A 21,464-nucleotide genomic window follows, 5' to 3' on the forward strand; every position below is an offset into this window, starting at 1 on the left:
TTTAGAGGGAAGAGTATCCGAAGTGATTAATGAATGAGGCTGCCGATCACATAAAAAAAGATTGTCCGACTAGTACTCTCTTTAAAAAAGGTTCTAACCCCTCTTTTAAAAGAGTACTTCACAGACAATCTCTTAACTAATTTTGTATGTTCTCTGGTTGTGTTTTCTTCTTGTCATTCTTTTTGCTAATACTCCATATTTCGGAGAGCAAAGGAAGCTTATCATAAAAATGATGCCTGTAGAAAAAGCCATCGCCCCTGAAATAGAGGTATCTAACCATACCGCCATATAATAGCCAATAAACGCCGATAGAATCCCAAACCCACTGCTTAACAGAAAAAGAAAGGATAATCGATCTGTCCATAAATAAGCTGCAGCCGCAGGAGTAATAAGCATTGCTACTACCATAATTGCGCCAACAGCATCAAAAGCTGCCACTGTTGTTAAGGAAACCAAAGACATAAATAAATAATGCATAAAGATAACCGGAATACCAAGGCTTGCTGCAAGTGCAGAATCAAATGAAGTAATTTTCCACTCTTTATAGAATGCAATAATGACCAATAGAATTACAAATAACACGCCGCTAAGTAATACTACTGCCTCTGGAACACTTCCTAGAATGGGGACTTCTACTCTTTCCCATGGGATGAAAGTAATTTCTCCCATTAAAGTATGTTTCACATCTAAATGGGCATTGCCTACTTTGGTTGCAATTAAAATAACCCCTATCGCAAATAGTGTAGTAAAGACGATTCCAATCGAAGCTTCTTGTTGAACTCCGCGTGAATGCAGCCACTGAATGAAAAACGCAGTAATAAGGCCAGCAATAACCGCGCCAATCAACATATGAATTCCTGTTAATTCTCGTGTTATTAAATAAGCACACACTATCCCCAATAACACGGTATGGCTAATAGCATCAGCCATCATAGCCATTCTTCTTAAAATCAACAAAACGCCAATTAAACCACAACTTAGTCCTACTAATGAGGCAGTCAACAATATCCAACCTGTATAGCTCATTATTGTTCTACCTCCCTCGTCATTTTTACTAACTCCATGCTCTTCCTTTGTCTTTTCTGTTGAAAATAGACAACAGCCAATCCTTTTTTACTTCCTAAAAATAAGGAGATAAAGAAAATAGCAGCTGCGGTTACTACGATAAACGGACCAGTTGGCCATCCTTTTCCAATTGTGCTTAAAAATGTTCCAATCATTCCGGAGGCTCCTCCAAACAAGGCGGAAAGAATCACCATCACTTTAAAGGATTCTGTCCAATATCTAGCACTTACACTTGGAATTATTAATAAGGCTGCCATTAATATGACGCCGACCGCTTGAATGCCAACCACAATAACTAAAACAAGAATTGCCATATAGAGTGCATTCATCCCCGTTATGGATATACCTAATCCTTTCGCAAAGCTTGGATCGAACAAAAAAATTTTCCACTCTTTAAAAAGAATTACTGTTAAGAAAAGTACAATAATAGCCACCATCATCATGGTCCAGACATCTCTTGATACCATAGATGCCGCTTGCCCAAAAATAAAACTATCCAGTCCACTTTGATTACCGCCAGGCATTCGATTAGCAAATGACAACAGCATAATCCCTAAGCCGAAGAAAACAGATAATACAATTCCCATGGCTGCATCTTCTTTCACACGACTTGAGCTTCTGATCCACTGAATAAGAAATGCACCTAATAAAGCGGTAATCGCTGCTCCAATTATCATGACAAATAGATTTTTTTCTCCCAGTACTATAAACCCTAATACAACTCCTGGTAACGCAGCATGAGAAAGGGCATCACTCATTAAGCTTTGTCTCTTCCAATAAGCGAAGCTTCCAATAACACCTGCTGCCATTCCTAATAAGAACGTACTGAATAATACAGATTGCGCATTATAAGAAAGAAAACTAAACATTATCTCTTCTCTCCCATCCAGTGCAAGGTACCACCATATGCTTTCCTAATGTTTTCTTTTGTAAAAGTCTCACTTGTAGGACCATGGGCAATAACTGTTTTATTTAACAGGAGAACATGATCAAAATATTCTTCAACAGTCTGCAAATCATGGTGGACGACCATAACAGTTTTACCGCGCTCTTTCAACATCTTTAAGGTTTCCATAATCGCCTTTTCCGTTGTTGCGTCTACTCCAGCAAGCGGTTCATCTAAGAAGTAAAGATCAGCCTCTTGCGCCAGCGCGCGTGCAAGAAACACACGCTGCTGCTGTCCACCTGATAACTGACTAATCTGACGATCTGCATAGTCTTCCATCTTCATTTCTTTTAAGGCTGCCATTGCCTTTTGTTTATGCTCTTTCTTCGGCCTCTTGAGCCACCCTATTTGCCCATATAAACCCATTGTTACTACATCAAGAGCATTTGTTGGAAAGTCCCAGTCTACCGAACCACGCTGGGGTACATACCCAATTCTCGATTTGGCTGTTTGATAGGTTTCACCAAAAAAGTTCACCTCTCCACTAATAGCATGGTGAAGCTCTAATATTACTTTTAACAAAGTAGATTTCCCGGCCCCATTTGGTCCGACGATACTCGTCAGAGTTCCCTTCTCCACTTGAAAACTAACATCAGATAGTACTTCATTTTTACGATAAGCAGCGGACACATTTTCCACTGTAAGTACTGTCTCCATCTTTATTCCACTCCTCTGCTCAATGCTTGATAGATGGTTGAAACATTATGTTCATACATCCCGATATATGTTCCTTCATTCGATTTCGCATCGCCCATAGCATCAGAGAACAATTCTCCGCCAAGCTCTATATCAAGCCCTTGTTTTTTTGCTCCTTCCAGAACGGCATTGATGGAGGCTGGGTTAATGCTGCTTTCAACAAAAACTGCTGGAACTTGATGCTCTACTAGTAATGCAATAGTGTCCTCTATATCCGTTAACCCAATTTCAGCTTCCGTACTTAAACCTTGTAAACCAACAACTTCTATATCTAACATTCTTCCAAAATAGCCAAATGCATCATGTGCTGTAACCAATACCCGCTTATCTTCAGGCAATGATTCCATTTGTGTTTTTGCTTCTTCTTTTAATGAATCTAATTTCGCAAAATATTCCTGTTTATTTTTTTCAAAATAGTTACTATCATCAGGTGACGCTTTCTTTAACTCGGTCGTTGCAGCATCAAGTGCCTCTTTCCACAAATCAACATCAAACCAAATATGGGGATCAATTGCGCCTTCCTCATCCTTCAAAAGTTTCTCTTCGGCGATACCATCCCCAATCGCAAGAACTGGTTTTGTTTTGCCGATTTCTGCAAAAACCTTTACCATGTTTGCCTCTAGATGCAGCCCGCTATAAAAGACAATATCCGCACCATCCATTTTCTGGATATCTCCTTGTGTCGCTGTATACAAATGAGGATCCACTCCAGGTCCCATCAAGCTTTGCACTTCTACTTTATCGCCGCCAATAACCGACATAGGCTCTGCAATTTGCGCAATTGTAGTAACAATCGTAAGCTTACCATCTTCTTTTGATTCCGTTGATTCAGCTGAACATCCTGTTAGAAAAACAAACGACATTAGCAATCCTGTTAGTACCAATTTCCACATTATTCCTTCCCCCTTTTCTTTATCGAAACAAACATACCCTTTGGACAATTTGTTTCCCTAAGGAAACTTTTATGTTTATATACAAAATACTTAACTATTCGAAAAATGTCAATGATTTAATCGTGATTAGGGAAAATTTTTTAAGTAACTTTGCTAACATTCAATAAAAAAAGATGCCTTTATTAACAGCATCTCTCTTAAAAACTATTTTGTTATCCAAATATCTTCTCCCATAACTCCACAAGAAAGAATTTCACTTCTACTTCTTCTTCTTTTTCTCCTTCTACAAATACAGGATCTTGTTTCTCTTCCGCTTTAGTTTGTTCTTTTTGTTCTTTCGTTTCTTTCTTTTCTTTCTTTTCTTTCTTTTCTTTCTTTTCTTCCTTTACTGCTTTATCTTCTTTTTCTTCTTTCTTCTCTTCCTCAAATCCATCACTTACCGCAACTCCGTTAGAGAAATCCAAGAAGCATAATGGCGGGAAAAGAACACACCACCAATTGGCCCCTTCACCTTCTCCTAAAGTAATTAAAATGGCATCATATTGTCCAGCTGGATATAAGAACTCACCATAAAGCTTAGTTGGAAAATCCACTTTATCAAACGTAACATTTACAGCTTGATTGGCTTTTTCTTCTTCTACTACTCTTTCCGCAATCTGTTGAATCTCTGGTAATTTTTTCTTCAATAAGTCTTTTGCCGCTTCTTTAGAAGTTAATTTGGAAACCCAGTTTGTAATTTCCTCATTTACAGCATCTCTTACTTTTCTTTTTAACTCCTGATCATTTTCCTTATCACTATTTGCTAAAATTCTTAGACGAATCGCATCATTAGGAATAATTACTTCATTATTTGCTGTCACTTCATTTTTTGGAATATATAAACTCATCATTGTAGATAAAATAAGTACAAATAAATAAATAGTTGCCATCGGTTTATTTTTCATCTTTAGCACCGCCCCTTCACTAACACAGTGTGGGCAGATTAATAGAATCTTAAACTAGTAAATTTCATTTTTTTGGAGTAATTTTTTGTAGAATGGGAATTTGTCTTCATTTATTTTGCCGTTTGCTGCTTTTTCTTGCAGTTCTCCCACCTTACACTTGCGGCTCCTCCTCTCCAACTTATAAAACGACTCTTCCCAAATAAAAAAAGCATATGCTATTACACCGTATAACCGGGTATAGCATATGCCTTTTCTCCTACTAATCAAAAGCCTACTTCGGCAAATACCATGCGATCTTTGCCATTGATATCATATTGAACTTCTACTTTTGCCTGAGGGAAAGCGGCTTCTAAAAGCTGTGCAACAGCATTGCTCTGGCCCGCACCTACTTCAAAGCCAATAATAGCTTTTTCCTTGACGACCTGAGGTAGTTCTTCACATAGCCTTTTATACAAAAGGAGCCCATCTTCTCCGGCAAACAGTGCTCTATGCGGCTCGTGCTCGGTTACCACGTCAGACATCGTCATGACATCCCCTTCTGGTATATAGGGAGGATTGGAGAGTACAACGTCAAAGCTTTTCCCTTGGGCAATAAATGGCTGCAATAAATCTCCTTGTACAAATTCTATTGGATCTGCCCCTAAATTCGCAGCATTCTGCTTTGCAACAGCTAATGAAACTTCATAAAGATCACTAGCTACCACCTGCAAGGATGGACATTCTAGCTTCATAGTCACAGCAATTGCCCCGCTTCCTGTCCCCACATCTATTAGCTTTAACGCTGCATCTTTTCCAAACAGTCTATCTATCCGTGCAAGCGCAGATTGTACAAGCTCCTCCGTTTCTGGTCGAGGAATGAGCACTTCCTTATTCACCTTAAAAGCTCTGCCATAAAAGTCTTCTTGACCAATAATATATTGGACTGGTTGTCCTTTGGCATGCAAGTAGACTAGCTTTTGGAAATCCTTGAATTGTTCATCACCTATGTCTTCACGAAATTTCATAAGCATTTCAGATCTACTCACTTGTAACGAATGCCTTAATAATAACTCCGCTGCATATTCTTCTCTATTATGCTCCTTTAAAAAAGAAGAAGCCCATTTTAGGGCTTCAAATACCTTACACATCGGAAGCACTTTCCAAACGACTAGATTGTTCTTCAAAAATGAGGGCATCGATAATATCATCCATTTTTCCTTGAAGAATTTGGTCTAACTTTTGAATAGTTAATCCGATACGATGGTCAGTCACACGGTTTTGCGGGAAATTATACGTACGAATACGCTCAGAGCGGTCCCCTGTTCCAACCGCAGATTTACGTTGTTGATCATATTCTGCTTGTGCTTCTTGCTGGAATTTATCATAAACACGCGCACGTAATACTTTCATTGCTTTTTCTTTATTTTTTATCTGTGATTTTTCATCCTGACAGGAAACGACTGTACCTGTTGGAAGATGCGTTAAACGGACAGCAGACATCGTTGTATTAACACTTTGCCCTCCAGGACCACTAGAAGCAAATGTATCTACACGAATATCTTTTTCATGGATTTCAATCTCTACTTCTTCTGCTTCAGGCAAACAAGCAACTGTTGCAGTAGACGTATGGATACGACCACCAGATTCCGTTTCCGGCACCCGCTGTACACGGTGGGCCCCATTTTCAAACTTTAATTTGCTGTATGCCCCTTTTCCGTTAATCATAAAGATGATTTCTTTATAGCCGCCAACACCTGTTGAGCTCGCATCGATGACTTCCATCTTCCATCCTTGCGCCTCCGCAAAGCGGCTATACATACGGAAAAGATCCCCTGCAAATAATGCAGCTTCATCTCCTCCGGCAGCACCTCTTATTTCCATAATAACGTTTTTATCGTCATTAGGATCTTTAGGGATTAACAATATTTTCAAACGTGCTTCTAACTCTTCAATACGTGCTGCTGTTTCATCTAATTCCTCTTTTACCATCTCGCGCATTTCTGAGTCTAGCTTTTCTTCCAGCATTGCTTTAGCTTCTACATGCTGTTCTTTTACTTCTTTATATTCACGATAAACTTCTACTGTTTCTTGAATATCCGATTGTTCCTTCGAATAGTCACGCAGTTTTTTTGTATCATTCACAATTTCAGGATCACTTAATAATTCATTAAGCTTGTCATAACGATCCTCGACAGCTTGAAGACGATCAAACACACTATTCACCTCGTTTTTATCCATAACGTATTCATTATATTATAGGCTATTTTTCTCGTCAAAACCAATTCTTATGAAAAATAGCATTTTATCGCTTCTTTTCTTTTTCAAAAAAATTCTTCCACTTAAAAAATAGCGCCTTAATTAAATAAGCATAAGAATGTAGAGCCAATTTTTTCATTATCTATTATAATAGATATAACACTAAAAAGAGAGGAAATGACAAATATGTCCCTAACGAACCATTCCATTTACGAATATGTGATGGACAAGGCGCCCTCTATTACGAAAACATGGTTTGCTATTAAAGATGGAGAACCAGGGTCTATTTACTCAAAAAACACCTCCCCTGCAGTTGAAGAAATGCTTAAAAAGCAGCATGCTTTTACCATTCAGACTGTTATCAGTGCATTTCTAGAAGATGAAAGCATCTTTGCTGATAATCTAGAAGTATGGGCAAATGAAGTTGCTAAAAGCAGGGTAGAATTAGCAACGCCTGTTCATGAAGTATTAGAGGCATTAAGTATTACAAGAAAGGCAATATGGGATACAATTGAACAATTTATCCTTGAGCATAAAGAAGTTTCAACAGCCTTAGTTTTACAATGGAGCACTAAATATCACTCTACTTTTGATCAATTGACAAATCAATTTACCAGTATGTATCATACTTTTACCAAAGAAAAAATCCATTCCCAAGAGGAGCTTATCCAGCAATTAAGCGTTCCTGTTATTCCAATTACTGATTCGATTGGTGTTCTTCCCCTAATCGGTGACATTGATAGCTTACGTGCAAAACTAATATTAGAAACCGTTCCTGTACGCTGCAAAGAGGAAGGCATTGAGCATCTGTTCATTGATTTATCAGGTATTTCTTCCATTGATACAATGGTTTTGCATGAGTTAATGAAACTAACAAAAATACTTTCTTTCATTGGTATTGAGTCTACTATTTCTGGACTTAGTCCTGATACAGCACAAATGATTGCTGCCTTGGGAATTAAATTGGGGAAAGTTTCCACATTCAGTACGCTAAAACAAGCGCTATCTTTACAGGAAAAGTCTTTAGATGTCGCAGCCTCTAGCATTAGTACTATGCCTTTCGCAAAGCATAAACCATAAAAAAACTCTGCTAAATTGTTTATACTACTATCGGAAATGGATTTCCTGCATAGCAATAAATGATTTAGCAGAGTTATTAATCTTTTTTCTATTAAACTAGTAAATTCAAAATTAGAATCCTTTATTCAGAATTTCTTCTCCTACAAATTCATCACGTATCTCGCCAACAATTTCTTCTAGAATGTCCTCCATTGTAACGAGTCCTACAATTACGCCTCTTTCATTTTTCACTAAAGCCATGTGCACTCTTTCTTGCTGCATTTTAAGAAGAACATTTTTGATTGGTGACGTTTGAAAAAAAATAGGCATCTCATGAATAAATTCTTCCATTTTCGTTTCTCTTCCTGCTACCACATTTGTCAGCATTTCTTTTGTATTTACATACCCTACTAGCTTTGTTCCATCCTTTGTAACAGGGTAACGAGTATATTCATGTGTATCCAAGACAGTCAACATTTCTTCCAATGACATTTCTATTTCTACATTCACAATTTGTTCTCTTGGAATCATAATTTCTTTTAGAATTCGATTATCAAAAGCAAAAATATTCTTTAAATAGGCTAATTCTGTTTGATTGATTTCGCCACTCTCATAACTTTGAGTCACAATCAACTTTAATTCCTCTTCCGAATGGGCTATTTCATGTCCAGTCGGTTTTATACCAAACCATCCGAGGATCGCTCTAGATGAGCCATTTAGAGCATGGATAATCGGCTTTGTAACCTGCCCAAACCAATATAAGCCAGGAGCAAACATCAGCGTCATTTTTTCAGCATATTGAATAGCCAATGTCTTTGGAGCCAATTCTCCGACTACAACATGTAAAAAAGAAACAACTGACAAAGCAATTGCATAGGAGAGTACAGTTGATAAAGCATTAGGCACATCGAACCTCTCAAACAAAGGATGAAGGATTTTTTCTACTGTTGGTTCCCCTAAAGCTCCTAAAACGAATGCCGTAATGGTAATCCCAAGCTGACAGGCAGATAAATAGTAATCTAAGTCATGCGCTACTTTTTTTGCAATAATTGCCTTTTTATTTCCCTCGGCAATAAGCTGATCCAGCCGTGACATTCTTACTTTTAAAATAGCAAATTCCGCCCCAACGAAAAACGCTGTTAACATAATAAATACTGCTACTAAAAACAAATTCAATAGTATTATACTGTCCAATTATTTCCCTCTTTTAAAGGGATTCACCTCCATGAGTTATCGATAAAGCAGTTTTGACATCTAGATAGTTTTAAAAGCGTTTTGTGTAAGGCTAACCTCTTTGATCTGGTAGTTATCCATATCGGTCACAGTCCATAATCGGTCCCCTTGTTCTACTTGATCCCCAATTTTTGCTGTATCTAATAGCTGATATTGTATCCAGCCTGCAATAGTATCAAGTTCTTCCCTTTCTTCAAACGGGATTCCAAAACGTTCTTCTAATTCATCTAGCAATACACGGCCATTAATGAAATATTTATCCTTCCCCGACTCTCGGATGTCCGCCACTTCATCTGCATCAAACTCATCACGGATTTCTCCAACAAGTTCCTCTAGTATATCTTCCATTGCCAGGATACCAGAAGTACCACCATACTCATCAATAACCAATAACATATGCACTCGCTCCTGCTGCATTTTTAAAAGAGCATCCTGCAATCTTGTTACTTCTAACACAACCGGAAGGTCACGAACGAACTCTTCTAATTGACGATTTCTTCCCCAAGCCATTTGTGTGAGCATTTTCTTTACATTCACTACACCAATAATATGATCTTTATCTCCATCCTCTGTTACAGGATAGCGCGTATAATTATGCTCATCCAAGACCTTTACAATCTCTTCATAGGACATATCTTTATTTAGTGTTACTAACTCTGTTCTAGGAACCATAATATCCTTCGCTACTCTTTCATCAAAGGAAAATACATTTTCCATATATTCAAGCTCTGTTTGATCAATTTCTCCACCTTGATAACTCTGTGTCATTACTATTTTCAATTCTTCTTCAGAATAGGCCTGTTCGTGCTTAACAGGTTTGATCCCCATTAAACGAAGTACTACTTGTGCAGAACCATTCAATGCCCATATAAAAGGTTTCATCACCTTACCAAACCAATATAATGGCGGCGCCAGCAATAAGGTTAATTTTTCAGCGAATTGAATAGCAAGTGTTTTCGGGGCCATTTCTCCTACCACCACATGCAAGAAAGTTACCAATGCAAAAGCAATAGCGTAGGAAGCAACTGAGGCAACAGATGGAGAAGCATTCAGTAAATTAAATACTGGATACAATAGTTGCTCAATTGCCGGTTTTCCTAGGGCACCAAGACCAAGTGCGGTTACGGTAATACCTAATTGACAGGCAGAAAGATAGTAATCTAACTCACTTGCTACTTTCTTCGCCATAATGGCCTTCTTATTTCCTTCTGCTATTAACTGATCAATTCTTGACATACGAATTTTAACAACAGCAAATTCTGCACCAACAAAGAAAGCTGTTAGCGCTATTAATAGCACTAGTAAAAATAAATTGATTATCGTTATTATGTCCAATTATTTCCCTCGTTTCGAGGGATTCACCTCCAGGAATAGTTACATTAAAGACAGTAATTTCATTATGTCTAATAATTTTGTTTCAAGTGTACGATACACTTTCTTTTTCTCTTCCTGCGGCGCATCTTTCAATCGTTCTTCCAAGGAGGCCAGTTTTTTATGCAAACAGGCAATTTCGTCCTGTACCTCATCCATCATTGGTTCGATTTCTTGGTCTTCCATTGAATGAATGACTTTTCGTATTTCTTCAATCGACATACGTTGTTTTTTCAAAAGTTTTATTCGTTCCAATGTATAGAGAACATCTTCGGAATACAGGCGATAATTGGAATCAGATCGCGTCACCGGAAGCAATTTATTACTTGTATAGTAATCAATCGTTCTTGTAGATAATCCGCTTAATTTCGCCACTTGGCCAATACGCAATAACGCCTTCCCAATGAAAAAACCCCTTTCTGTTTATAAGTTAATTATATAGTAACATGAAAAACAAAATCCGTACAGTATTACGTTACGGTTTATCGTTCATGTTGATAATGAATTTTACCTAAGAATAGCAGACGAATTCCAGGATTTTATCAATTCTACGGTTTTGTACTTGTTTTCGATATTTTCTATAAACAATAAAAAAGCTCCCGTTAAGAAGGATCAACCATTCCTAACAAGAGCTTTTTCTTATAAAGCTGTTGAGGTATTATCTTTATTTGCTTTCTCTGTACTTCTAGGTACTTCATGATGATGGCGACATCTTGGTTCATAAGATTCAGAAGCACCTACTAAAATTACAGGATCTTCATAGTTAGCTGGGGCACCATTAATCAATCTTTGTGTTCTACTTGCTGGAGAACCGCAAACGGCACAAACTGCCTGAAGCTTCGTCACTAATTCTGCGATCGCCATTAATTCTGGCATTTTTCCGAATGGCTCGCCTCTAAAGTCTTGATCTAGACCAGCACAAATCACTCGATGGCCACTATTTGCCAAATGTTGAATAACTCCAATAATTTCATCATCAAAAAACTGCACTTCATCTATTGCAACTATCTCTATATCGGAAGTAACATATTCAAAAATGTCTGCTGATTTACTAATAGGAATCGCATTGGTTGCAGTTCCATTATGAGAAACGACAGATTTCTCACTATAGCGATTATCGATACTTGGTTTAAACACTATAAACTTCTGCTTAGCAAATTGCGCTCTTCTTACACGACGGATGAGTTCTTCTGATTTTCCTGAAAACATACTTCCACAAATAACTTCTACCCATCCATGATGTTTCATTACATACATGAAACCGCTCCTTCCTAGATAAAACAACTTGTCTCTTCCATTACTCTATTTATATTTTCCTAATTAATAGTCAAGATATGAAAATCACTATCCATATTCTCTCTTACATACTTTAACAGCTATCCATGCTAATGGAAATAATAGATTCACTTCAAATATCATTTTTACTAGCATCTCGCATGAAAAATAGACAAAAAAATAACATAAGATACTTAAGAATAAAAGTTATATCATGACTTTCATTCTTAAAAATCCTACTATCAGTCCAAATAAAAAACAGGCAAGGAGAAGTAACTTCTTGCCTGTTCTTGATATTCCATATTACTTAAGACCGTATTTTTTGTTGAAGCGATCAACACGTCCGCCAGCTTCAGCAAATTTTTGACGTCCAGTATAGAACGGATGGCACTCAGAACAAGTTTCAACTTTGATTTCTTTTTTAACAGAACCAGTTTTGAACTCGTTACCACAAGCACATTTCACCGTAATTTCGTTATAAGTTGGATGAATTCCTGTTTTCATTCCTTTTCATCTCCTTCCGCCCTGCAACTTTCGAAACAGAGTTCTAAAACAGTGCTTAGACACTGTAATTGTAAAACACATTGATTATATTATAACAAGTACATTCTTGTTTTGCAACACTATTAACCATGCATTAATTACCAAATATTGAAAAAAACTGAAAGTCTTCAATCATAGAAATAAATAATTTAAAAATCACTTATATCGCTTTTATCTGTGATTAGGAACGCTTCGCAGTTCCTGCTTTCATTTGTTCACCTAGGATCGCAAAGAAATCCTCATTGCTTTTCGTTTGTCTTAATTTTCTTAAGAACTTTTCAGCAAAGTCTGGTGAATCAGACATTGACTTACGAATAGCCCATAGCTTGTCTAAATGTTCTTTAGGAATCAATAATTCTTCTTTTCGTGTTCCAGAGCGTCTAATATCAATAGCAGGGAATATTCTTCTTTCTGCTAATGCACGATCTAAATGAAGCTCCATATTACCTGTTCCTTTAAATTCTTCATAAATAACATCGTCCATACGTGAACCAGTATCAACTAGTGCTGTAGCCAATATAGTTAAAGAACCGCCTTCTTCGATATTACGTGCAGCACCGAAGAATCGTTTTGGTCTATGGAATGCTCCTGGATCAATTCCTCCCGATAAAGTTCTTCCACTTGGAGGAATGACTAGGTTATAGGCACGAGCTAATCTTGTGATACTATCCATCAAGATAATAACATCACGTTTATGTTCTACAAGACGCATTGCTCTTTCTAGTACTAATTCAGCAACTTTAATATGGTTTTCGGGAACTTCATCAAATGTAGAGCTAACAACGTCTCCACTTACAGATCTTTCAATATCTGTTACTTCTTCAGGTCTTTCATCAATGAGTAAAACAATCAACTCTGCCTCTGGATGATTTGTTGTAATACTATTTGCTATTTCCTTGATCAGCATTGTCTTACCTGCTTTAGGAGGAGCTACAATGAGACCGCGTTGTCCAAAGCCAACAGGAGCTAACACATCCATTATTCTAGTAGATACATTTCTCTGTGTTGTTTCTAAATGTATTTGACGATTCGGGTATAGAGGCGTTAAGGCTGGAAAATGAACTCTTTCTTTTGCTGTCTCTGGATCGTCTCCATTAACAGCTTCTACTTGAAGTAAGCCAAAATACCTTTCGTTTTCTTTAGGTGGGCGAACTTTCCCTGAAACTTTATCTCCATTTCTCAAATCGAATCTTCTAATCTGAGATGCTGAAATATAAATATCCTGTGAACTTGGAGAGTAATTAATCGGTCTTAAGAAGCCAAATCCTTCTGACTGAATAATCTCTAGAACACCTTCCATGAAGAAATAGCCTTCTTGCTCTGCTCTTGCCTTTAAGATGGAAAAAATCAGTTCTTTTTTTGTTAACTTACTGTAATAGGCAACTTTATATTCGCGAGCTAATTCATACAGCTCTTTTAATTTCATATTTTCTAAACTAGATATATTTAATCCCATTTTTACACCACTCTTTTATATTTTCAGTTATCCCTACCATTTATTTCGAAATGTGGGAAGGTTTTTCTTCTGTTTGAGGCGAACGCTTTTTGTGAAGAGAAATTTTGATGCGAGAAATAATTAAAGTGAAGGATGGAAAAGAAGAATCCTGCTTCTTCTCCAGCTATCGATAAATCGTATACTTTCATTTTCTTATAACTTTTTTCATAAGAATGGCTTTCTTTCAATAAAGCGGAAGGAGCCTTGATTTGAATATAAATTTATCTTAAGAGGAGTTTTTATTTTATCCTTCAGGTTTCTATTAGCTTCAACGAGAATCAATTAAAAGCAATCTCTATTTTACCTCCATCTACGAAAAATGTGCAACAAGAATTTTTTTACCAACACTTGTCCACTCCATAATGGAAGCGGAATATGGATGAAGTTTCGTTTTCATCCTTCTTTTTTTAGGGTCGTTCGAAAAGGAAGGTATGGAGGAAGCTTAATGAATATTCCCGTTTTGGAGGACATTTATTTTTTCACAAAGCAAATTTAAAAGGATGGTCCCTACACCCCTTTTATAGCGAAAATCTTACGTATGAATGGTTTATTAGACTTATTTCCGTTCAAATTCTTTTTCCAAAAAGTTTTTAATGAATCTAGAACAGAGGGAACTTCCTCCCTCTGTTCTCCTATATTGGCTAATAAATAGAAAAAGGTTCTACACATGATTCTTAATGAATAACACGGCGCTTTACTAGTTCATTATAGCTTAGCCATTATTTATTTGTTCATATTCCTCTTCGGTCATCTTTTCTCGCCATATTGTCGCGCCTAAACCAGTAAGTTTTTCCACTATATGGCTGTACCCTCTATCAATATGCTCAAGACCCGTAATTTCTGTCACTCCATCTGCCATAAGCCCTGCTATTACTAAGGATGCACCAGCACGTAAATCACTTGCTTTTACTTTGGCACCTTGCAAATGAACAGGGCCATTAATAATGGCAGATCGTCCCTCAACTTTTATTGTGGCATTCATTCGACGCAGCTCATCAATATGTTTAAATCTTGCACCGTAAATTGTATCTGTAACCATACTTGTACCATTTGTCTTTGTTAAAAGGGACGTGAATGGCTGCTGAAGATCTGTTGGAAACCCAGGATATACAAGTGTTTTTATATCTACTGGTTTCAAAGAGTTATTGGAGCTGATAAACACTTGTTCATCACTTGATTCAATCGAGACTCCCATCTCTCTTAATTTCGCAATTAGAGACTCTAAATGTTGAGGGATCACATTATCCACAAGCACACCATCTCCAACTGCTGCTCCAATTATAATATAAGTACCAGCCTCGATTCGATCCGGAATAATAGTGTGACGGCAACCATGAAGATGATCTACCCCTTCAATCCGAATTACATCAGTTCCTGCACCTTTTATTTTCGCTCCCATATTGGTTAAAAGTGTTGCCACATCAATAATTTCCGGTTCTTTAGCAGCATTTTCGATGATGGTTTTCCCCTTTGCTCGTACTGCTGCAAGCATAATATTGATTGTTGCCCCGACGCTTACTACATCTAAGTAAATTCTTGCTCCCCTTAACTCATCTGCTCGAAGATAAATGGCTCCTTGTTCATTTGTAACCTGTGCACCAAGTGCTTCAAATCCTTTAATATGCTGATCTATCGGTCTTGGTCCTAGATGACAGCCACCAGGTAAGCCAATTACCGCCTTTTTAAATCGTCCTAGCATGGCTCCCATTAAATAATAAGAAGCACGCAATTTTTTTACCTTCCCATTCGGCATAGGCATAGAAATCATAGAAGAGGGATCAATTGTTATATCAGACTCTGATATAGATACCGTTCCACCTAACTCTTCCATAATCTTTTTTAATATCTGAACATCTGAAATGTCAGGCAGTCCCTCAATAGTAACGGGAGATTCAGCTAAAATGGTTGCTGGTATAAGTGCCACTGCACTATTTTTTGCACCACTAACTCTAACCGTTCCTTTTAAAGGTGATCCACCTGCAATCATAAGTTTTTCCATTTCTAGCTCCCTTCTAAGCCAATGCAAAAGTACGAATTCTGCTATAAGTTAATCAAGATGAGGCTTGGATGTAGAATCTTGTTTGAATTACTGTTACTTATTATACCAAATATTAAGACTCAATGGAAAAGTATATATGTATGAACTTTACATTCTATTGTGTTAACAAAGTACAAACATTTTTAGTATTACCTATATAAGGCATCATGATACTCGAACCAATTTATTGGCATTTATCTGGTACTATGAATCTTCAACTTTCATATACGCTTTTTCCATAAACCAGTCATGATAATCTTTGGTAATTCGCTAATCAACTGAAAGCTGCTTGCTAGTATCCCTTTTGAAATATAAATATGGAAGTTATTTTTCGAGGTATTTATTTGTTCCATTCTTTACAAGTATCTCCTTTTACCTCTAACAAAAACATCTTTTTAGAAATATTCCATAAAAAAGAGGATATCCTTTAAGGGCCTTCCCCTAAAAGATATCCTCTCTTTCCTTTAGATAAAATTATGCTTTATTAGAAGAACCAAATTCTTTGATTTTGCCGATTACAGTTGCTTTAATCGCATCACGAGCAGGTCCTAAGTATTTACGTGGATCATATTCTTCTGGTTTAGCAGCTAATGTTTCGCGAACAGCTTTAGCAGAAGCAATTTGGTTTTCAGTGTTAACGTTGATTTTAGCTGTTCCTAAAGAAATAGCTTTTGTGATATCTTTTGTTGGGATACCAGTACCACCGTGTAATACTAATGGTAAACCAGTTAAGTTGCCGATTTCTTCCATTTCTTTAAAACCTAAGTTAGGCTCACCTTTGTAAGGACCGTGAACAGATCCTAAAGCAGGAGCTAAAGTGTCAATGCCAGTACGTTTAACAAGTTCAACACATTCGTTAGCATCAGCATAAATTACACCTTCAGCTACAACGTCATCTTCTTGTCCACCAACAGTACCAAGTTCTGCTTCTACAGAAACACCTTTAGCATGTGCATATTCTACTACTTTAGAAGTAATCTCAACGTTCTCATCAAATGGATGGTGAGAAGCATCGATCATTACAGATGTAAAGCCAGCATCGATAGCTTCTTTACATTTTTCGAAACTTGAACCGTGATCTAAATGAATAGCAACAGGAACTGTGATGTTATAGTCTTCCATTAAACCTTCTACCATTTTAACAACAGTTTTGAAGCCACCCATATAACGGCCAGCACCTTCAGAAACCCCAAGAATAACTGGAGATTTTTCTTCTTCTGCAGCTTGAAGAATTGCTTGAGTAAACTCAAGATTATTTAAGTTAAATTGACCAACAGCATAGCCTTCTGCTTTTGCTTTGTTTAACATGTCTTTCATTGAAACTAAAGGCATATTTCTTCCTCCTTATTTAATGATCGTTCTTTTTTACAAGAGAATCTTTATTAAAATTCCCAAAGGAAAGTTGAATATGTATATAATACCTCAAGTAAAATAAAACGAATCATTCCATTTAAAAACTCAATTGTAATCATACCAAAATAAAACAAGAAATGCTATCGTTCAAGCTTTTTTTTCTATTTTGTCACAAATTAATATACTTTTTGACGAATGAAAGCACTTTAATTCTAAATCCACTTATAAACTATAGAAAAAGCATTGGAAATATGACCTATAATGGCTTAGTAAGAAACATCACAGATTTAGATTTCAAAAAAACAATAGCTTCTAAACAGAAACTACATTTTTAGAGATAAGGGAAAACATATAAGGACTATCTGGCTAATAAATATGTATAAAATATGGCGATTAATGATTAATGTACTTCTTAACAGCCTCTCTCAAATCATCAATATCAAACGGTTTAGCAAAATGCGTTAAGGCACCAAGGTCCTTCGCTTCTTGAATCATATCAAGTTCTCCATAAGCTGTCATGATAATCACACGAATATCTTGATTAAGCTTTTTCATTCGTTTTAAAATTTCAATTCCATCCATTCCTGGAATTTTCATATCAAGCAGCACTAAATCAGGTGATTCTCTTGTCACAATTTCTAACGCCTGATTCCCATTTGCAGCTTGGAACGTCTTATAGCCTTCCTTTTGAAAAACTTCATTCAAAAGGATTCTAATGCCGAATTGATCATCAACAATTAATATTTTCCCTTTCATAAGGAACCTTCCCTTCTAAGTCAAGTTATATGTATGTATTCTCTCGTTTTTATCATACTTTATCTTTTTCTACTATTTAGTCGTTTTTTCCTGCTAATCCCCTTAAATTTTACCTTTTCCTTCAATTTAATTATAATTATCTACTATATGAAGCAAATTACTGTTTTAATTTAATAAAATGGAGGTTTTCAAACTTGCTTAAAATGTTTTCCACTCAACTAAGTGGGCTATTTAAAAGATTGCATGAGAAAGAAGAGGAAGCAATCGAAGACAGTTCAAGACTATTAGCACAAGCCATTGTCAGTGACGGGAAGATTTATTTCTATGCCACAAATGAAATGGCTGGAGTAATAGCAGAAGCAACAACTGGGATGGAGCCAATGCCAAATACAGAAGAATGGGCAAATACACCGCTTGAATCTATTACCTCAAACGATCGGTTTATTCTTTTTGCTCGAACAAATGAAGAGGAAGAAATAAACACATTTGCTAAACAGCTATACGATGCTCAAGTTCCCTTTATTTCCATCTGTTCCATTACCAATCCTGATATCGAATCACTGATTGACTTCGCAGATGTTTCTATCGACTTAAGACTTTCTAAAGGCTTATTGCCTGACGATGAAGGAAAGCGATATGGCTATCCATCGTTAATTGCTGCTCTTTTTATTTATCATGGCATTAAATTTACAACCGATGAAATTCTCAAAGAATATGATTTATAAAGAAGAATGACTATTACATTAAATGTTAGAAAACATTACAAAAAAGAGACTTTTCCAAATAAGTGGAATAGCCTCTTTTTTAAGTTTGCCCTAAACTTTATTTTTCTGCTAAGCGGATAGATGCACCAACAAACTCACGGAAAAGAGGTTGCGGGCGAGTTGGTCTCGAGATAAATTCTGGGTGGAATTGAGAAGCAACAAACCAAGGATGATCTTTTAATTCAACAATTTCCACTAAACGGCCATCTGGGCTAGTTCCTGAGAATACAAATCCTGCATTTTCCATCTCTTGACGATATTGATTATTGAACTCATAACGATGACGATGTCTCTCATAAATTACCTCGTCTTGATATGCTTCATATGCTCTAGTATCTTCTTTTAATTTACATGGATATAAACCTAAACGAAGTGTTCCACCTAAATCTTCCACATCCTTCTGTTCTGGCAGAAGGTCAATAACTGGATGCGTTGTTGCTTCGTTAATTTCAGAAGAATGAGCATCATTCCAACCTAAAACATTACGAGCAAATTCGATAGATGCTACCTGCATACCTAAGCAAATTCCAAAGAAAGGAACCTTCTGTTCACGTGCATATTGCGTTGCAAGGATTTTCCCTTCCACGCCACGGTCTCCGAATCCTCCTGGTACAAGAATTCCATCTGCATCTTGTAATAATTCTTGGACATTTTCTTTCGTTACCTGCTCTGCATTGATCCAATCGATCTCAATGTCAGCATCATATGCATATCCAGCATGTTTTAAAGCTTCTACTACAGAAATATAAGCATCTTGTAATTCAACATATTTACCAACAAGGGCAATTTTTGTTGTTTTAGAAAGATGACGAACGCGATCTACTAGTTCAATCCATTCTGTCATATCTGCTTCTTGACATTTAAGCTTTAAATGATCACATACAATTTGATCAAGATTTTGCTCTTGAAGAGCTAATGGAATAGTATAAAGTGTATCTGCATCACGACACTCAATAACAGATTTATTGTCTATATCACAGAATAAAGCAATTTTATCCTTCATATCTTCAGAAATAGGTTTTTCTGTTCTTACTACAATCACATTTGGCTGAATTCCTAAGCTGCGCAGCTCTTTTACACTATGTTGTGTTGGTTTAGTTTTCATTTCCCCTGCAGCTTTGATGTATGGTACCAATGTACAATGAATATACATAACATTGTCACGACCAATATCACTTTTAATTTGACGAATAGCTTCTAAGAATGGTAAGGATTCGATGTCTCCAACCGTTCCGCCGATTTCTGTAATTACTACATCTGCATTCGTTTCACGACCAGCTCTAAATACTCGTTCTTTGATCTCATTGGTAATGTGTGGAATTACTTGCACTGTACCGCCAAGATAATCTCCTCTACGTTCTTTTCTTAATACAGTAGAATAGATTTTTCCTGTTGTCACATTATTATATTTCGTTAAATTGATATCAATAAAACGCTCATAGTGTCCTAAGTCTAAGTCCGTTTCTGCACCATCATCTGTTACAAACACTTCTCCATGCTGATATGGACTCATTGTACCAGGATCCACATTGATATACGGGTCAAACTTTTGAATCGTTACACTTACACCACGATTTTTGAGCAAGCGTCCTAGTGATGCTGCTGTAATACCTTTTCCTAGTGAAGATACTACTCCACCTGTTACAAAAATATATTTTGTCATTATATAATCCCCCTTGATTTAAGTTTGCTCCAATTCCTCTTTATTTAAGACGAATTAACTAATTTTTTTAGAGGGGTATGAAACGATTGCTATTTACTTTCTTTACTAAAAAATAAAAAGCGCTCCACTTACTTTCTAAAAGTAAGGGAGCGCTATATTTAGCGAATTTTAGTTCGTTCCTCTTTTTAAGGAGCCCAAAAAAGATTTTACTAGCAACGACTCTAAATGTCAAGACTAGGAGATTATTTATCCTCATCCTCGTCATCAAATTCGTCGTCGTCTTCCTCGTCATCCTCATCAAGGTCATCGTCATCGATTTCATAATCTTCATCGAAGTCATCATCATCTTCTGACAAATCGTCATCTAGTAGATCATCATCTTCTTCATCTAAATCCTCATCCTCATCTAGAAGCTCTTCGTCATCTAGATCAGCATCAAAGTCATCAAAATCGTCATCTTCATCTAGGCTATCAAAATCATCGAAGTCATCATCGACAGCTTTTTTCGCTTTCTTCTTCTTCGGTTTTGTGACTGTTACGACATCTTCTTCTGACTTATCTACAGGATACCATAAACGAAGCCCCCAACGATTGTCTCCTAATGATAAGAAGCGACCATCAATATTAACATCTGTATATAATTGTGCTATTTTTTCATTAACCTCTTCTTCACTTAACCCAACTAATTTTGCTACTTCATCCATTAGTTCATTAAACGCATAAGGTGTTTTACCACCATTCATAATTTCATGTGCTACATCAATTAGCGACATTTCTTTTAGTTCTTCTTGTGTGTATTTATCAACACTCATTCTTTTGCACTTCCTTTCTTATCTACTCTTATCCCTTTCCTGAAAGCTCGGACTGAAATTCAGGTGGAAGTTTCACTTTTCGGGAGTTTATTATTTTTCTATGCTTTTGTTGATCATTCTGCAATAAATCCTATAACCTATTTTAATGCCTTTTGAAAAGAGCTTTAACTAAAATAGTAAAAATACATATTCTCCATTATAAACAAATTTTAGGTGAATATGCTAGTTCTAGTTAAGGTTTATTTAACTTTTCTTCAAAATAAAAGTTTTCCTTCTCTTTTCCCATTATTTTTGAATGTTTGTTCTTAGCTAGTTTAAAAAAC

Annotated in this window: 21 protein-coding genes; 2 read left to right on the forward strand and 19 right to left on the reverse strand. The window is 36.5% G+C overall.

The annotated features are described in order from the left end of the window. Positions 1 to 132: 132 nt before the first annotated feature. The 7 genes from NSS71_RS17740 to prfA all read right to left on the reverse strand — a co-directional run bounded on the left by NSS71_RS17740 (position 133) and on the right by prfA (position 6,737). The gene (locus tag NSS71_RS17740; RefSeq protein ID WP_095258215.1) at positions 133 to 1,026 is read right to left on the reverse strand and encodes a metal ABC transporter permease; all 894 of its coding nucleotides are present in this window, start codon (positions 1,024 to 1,026) and stop codon (positions 133 to 135) included. Then, positions 1,026 to 1,934 carry a metal ABC transporter permease gene (locus NSS71_RS17745; protein WP_095258216.1) on the reverse strand — a complete coding sequence of 303 codons (909 nt, stop codon included), beginning with the start codon at positions 1,932 to 1,934 and terminating at the stop codon, positions 1,026 to 1,028. The genes NSS71_RS17740 and NSS71_RS17745 overlap by 1 nt, the downstream gene beginning before the upstream one ends. Then, positions 1,934 to 2,668 carry a metal ABC transporter ATP-binding protein gene (locus NSS71_RS17750; RefSeq protein WP_341151886.1) on the reverse strand — a complete coding sequence of 245 codons (735 nt, stop codon included), beginning with the start codon at positions 2,666 to 2,668 and terminating at the stop codon, positions 1,934 to 1,936. The genes NSS71_RS17745 and NSS71_RS17750 overlap by 1 nt, the downstream gene beginning before the upstream one ends. A 2-nt stretch (positions 2,669 to 2,670) precedes the next feature. Beyond that, positions 2,671 to 3,600 (reverse strand): metal ABC transporter solute-binding protein, Zn/Mn family, encoded by a 930-nt coding sequence (locus tag NSS71_RS17755; RefSeq protein ID WP_095258217.1) that lies wholly within the window; start codon positions 3,598 to 3,600, stop codon positions 2,671 to 2,673. 212 nt (positions 3,601 to 3,812) lie between these two features. Beyond that, positions 3,813 to 4,544, reverse strand: a complete 732-nt coding sequence (spoIIR, locus tag NSS71_RS17760) for a stage II sporulation protein R (protein ID WP_341151887.1) — start codon at positions 4,542 to 4,544, stop codon at positions 3,813 to 3,815. 263 nt (positions 4,545 to 4,807) lie between these two features. After that, positions 4,808 to 5,671, reverse strand: coding sequence for a peptide chain release factor N(5)-glutamine methyltransferase (gene prmC, locus NSS71_RS17765; protein ID WP_095258219.1), 864 nt, complete (start codon positions 5,669 to 5,671; stop codon positions 4,808 to 4,810). Further along, complete coding sequence (gene prfA, locus NSS71_RS17770; RefSeq protein WP_095258220.1) at positions 5,664 to 6,737, reverse strand: peptide chain release factor 1; 1,074 nt, start codon at positions 6,735 to 6,737, stop codon at positions 5,664 to 5,666. Before prfA ends, prmC begins: the two co-directional genes overlap by 8 nt. A 219-nt stretch (positions 6,738 to 6,956) precedes the next feature. Between prfA and NSS71_RS17775 the strand changes: the two genes are divergently transcribed. Then, positions 6,957 to 7,859, forward strand: coding sequence for an STAS domain-containing protein (locus NSS71_RS17775; protein ID WP_082809998.1), 903 nt, complete (start codon positions 6,957 to 6,959; stop codon positions 7,857 to 7,859). A gap of 111 nt (positions 7,860 to 7,970) precedes the next feature. Here NSS71_RS17775 and NSS71_RS17780 read toward each other — a convergent pair whose 3' ends face one another. From NSS71_RS17780 to NSS71_RS17825, 10 genes are all read right to left on the reverse strand, one after another. Continuing rightward, the gene (locus NSS71_RS17780) at positions 7,971 to 9,032 is read right to left on the reverse strand and encodes a hemolysin family protein (protein ID WP_047940754.1); all 1,062 of its coding nucleotides are present in this window, start codon (positions 9,030 to 9,032) and stop codon (positions 7,971 to 7,973) included. A gap of 60 nt (positions 9,033 to 9,092) precedes the next feature. Beyond that, positions 9,093 to 10,406: a hemolysin family protein gene (locus tag NSS71_RS17785; protein WP_047940755.1), complete on the reverse strand. Its 1,314-nt coding sequence runs from the start codon at positions 10,404 to 10,406 to the stop codon at positions 9,093 to 9,095. Positions 10,407 to 10,445: 39 nt separating this feature from the next. Next, complete coding sequence (locus tag NSS71_RS17790; protein ID WP_095258221.1) at positions 10,446 to 10,832, reverse strand: MerR family transcriptional regulator; 387 nt, start codon at positions 10,830 to 10,832, stop codon at positions 10,446 to 10,448. Positions 10,833 to 11,081: 249 nt separating this feature from the next. After that, entirely contained in the window at positions 11,082 to 11,699 is a 618-nt protein-coding gene (locus NSS71_RS17795; RefSeq protein ID WP_047940757.1) for a thymidine kinase, read from the reverse strand. A 321-nt stretch (positions 11,700 to 12,020) separates the two neighbouring features. After that, the gene (rpmE, locus tag NSS71_RS17800) at positions 12,021 to 12,221 is read right to left on the reverse strand and encodes a 50S ribosomal protein L31 (RefSeq protein WP_047940758.1); all 201 of its coding nucleotides are present in this window, start codon (positions 12,219 to 12,221) and stop codon (positions 12,021 to 12,023) included. 220 nt (positions 12,222 to 12,441) lie between these two features. After that, on the reverse strand, positions 12,442 to 13,716 hold the full coding sequence (rho, locus tag NSS71_RS17805; RefSeq protein WP_016202506.1) for a transcription termination factor Rho: 1,275 nt from the start codon (positions 13,714 to 13,716) through the stop codon (positions 12,442 to 12,444). Between the two features lie 751 nt (positions 13,717 to 14,467). Further along, entirely contained in the window at positions 14,468 to 15,754 is a 1,287-nt protein-coding gene (locus NSS71_RS17810; RefSeq protein WP_341151888.1) for a UDP-N-acetylglucosamine 1-carboxyvinyltransferase, read from the reverse strand. 260 nt (positions 15,755 to 16,014) lie between these two features. Further along, positions 16,015 to 16,146 carry a hypothetical protein gene (locus tag NSS71_RS17815; protein WP_268874793.1) on the reverse strand — a complete coding sequence of 44 codons (132 nt, stop codon included), beginning with the start codon at positions 16,144 to 16,146 and terminating at the stop codon, positions 16,015 to 16,017. A gap of 121 nt (positions 16,147 to 16,267) precedes the next feature. Continuing rightward, the gene (locus NSS71_RS17820) at positions 16,268 to 17,125 is read right to left on the reverse strand and encodes a class II fructose-bisphosphate aldolase (RefSeq protein WP_047940761.1); all 858 of its coding nucleotides are present in this window, start codon (positions 17,123 to 17,125) and stop codon (positions 16,268 to 16,270) included. A 414-nt stretch (positions 17,126 to 17,539) separates the two neighbouring features. Further along, positions 17,540 to 17,902 (reverse strand): response regulator, encoded by a 363-nt coding sequence (locus tag NSS71_RS17825; protein ID WP_047940762.1) that lies wholly within the window; start codon positions 17,900 to 17,902, stop codon positions 17,540 to 17,542. Positions 17,903 to 18,096: 194 nt separating this feature from the next. Between NSS71_RS17825 and NSS71_RS17830 the strand changes: the two genes are divergently transcribed. After that, positions 18,097 to 18,627, forward strand: a complete 531-nt coding sequence (locus tag NSS71_RS17830; protein WP_047940763.1) for a DUF2529 domain-containing protein — start codon at positions 18,097 to 18,099, stop codon at positions 18,625 to 18,627. A gap of 97 nt (positions 18,628 to 18,724) precedes the next feature. Here the strand turns inward: NSS71_RS17830 and NSS71_RS17835 are convergent, their stop codons facing one another. Together NSS71_RS17835 and rpoE are read right to left on the reverse strand one after the other, a co-directional pair. Then, on the reverse strand, positions 18,725 to 20,329 hold the full coding sequence (locus NSS71_RS17835; RefSeq protein WP_047940764.1) for a CTP synthase: 1,605 nt from the start codon (positions 20,327 to 20,329) through the stop codon (positions 18,725 to 18,727). A gap of 242 nt (positions 20,330 to 20,571) precedes the next feature. Beyond that, positions 20,572 to 21,141, reverse strand: coding sequence for a DNA-directed RNA polymerase subunit delta (gene rpoE / locus NSS71_RS17840; RefSeq protein ID WP_047940766.1), 570 nt, complete (start codon positions 21,139 to 21,141; stop codon positions 20,572 to 20,574). Between the last annotated feature and the right edge of the window lie 323 nt (positions 21,142 to 21,464).

The sequence above is a fragment of the Niallia sp. FSL W8-0951 genome (assembly GCF_038006525.1).
GTDB lineage: Bacteria > Bacillota > Bacilli > Bacillales > Cytobacillaceae > Niallia > Niallia circulans.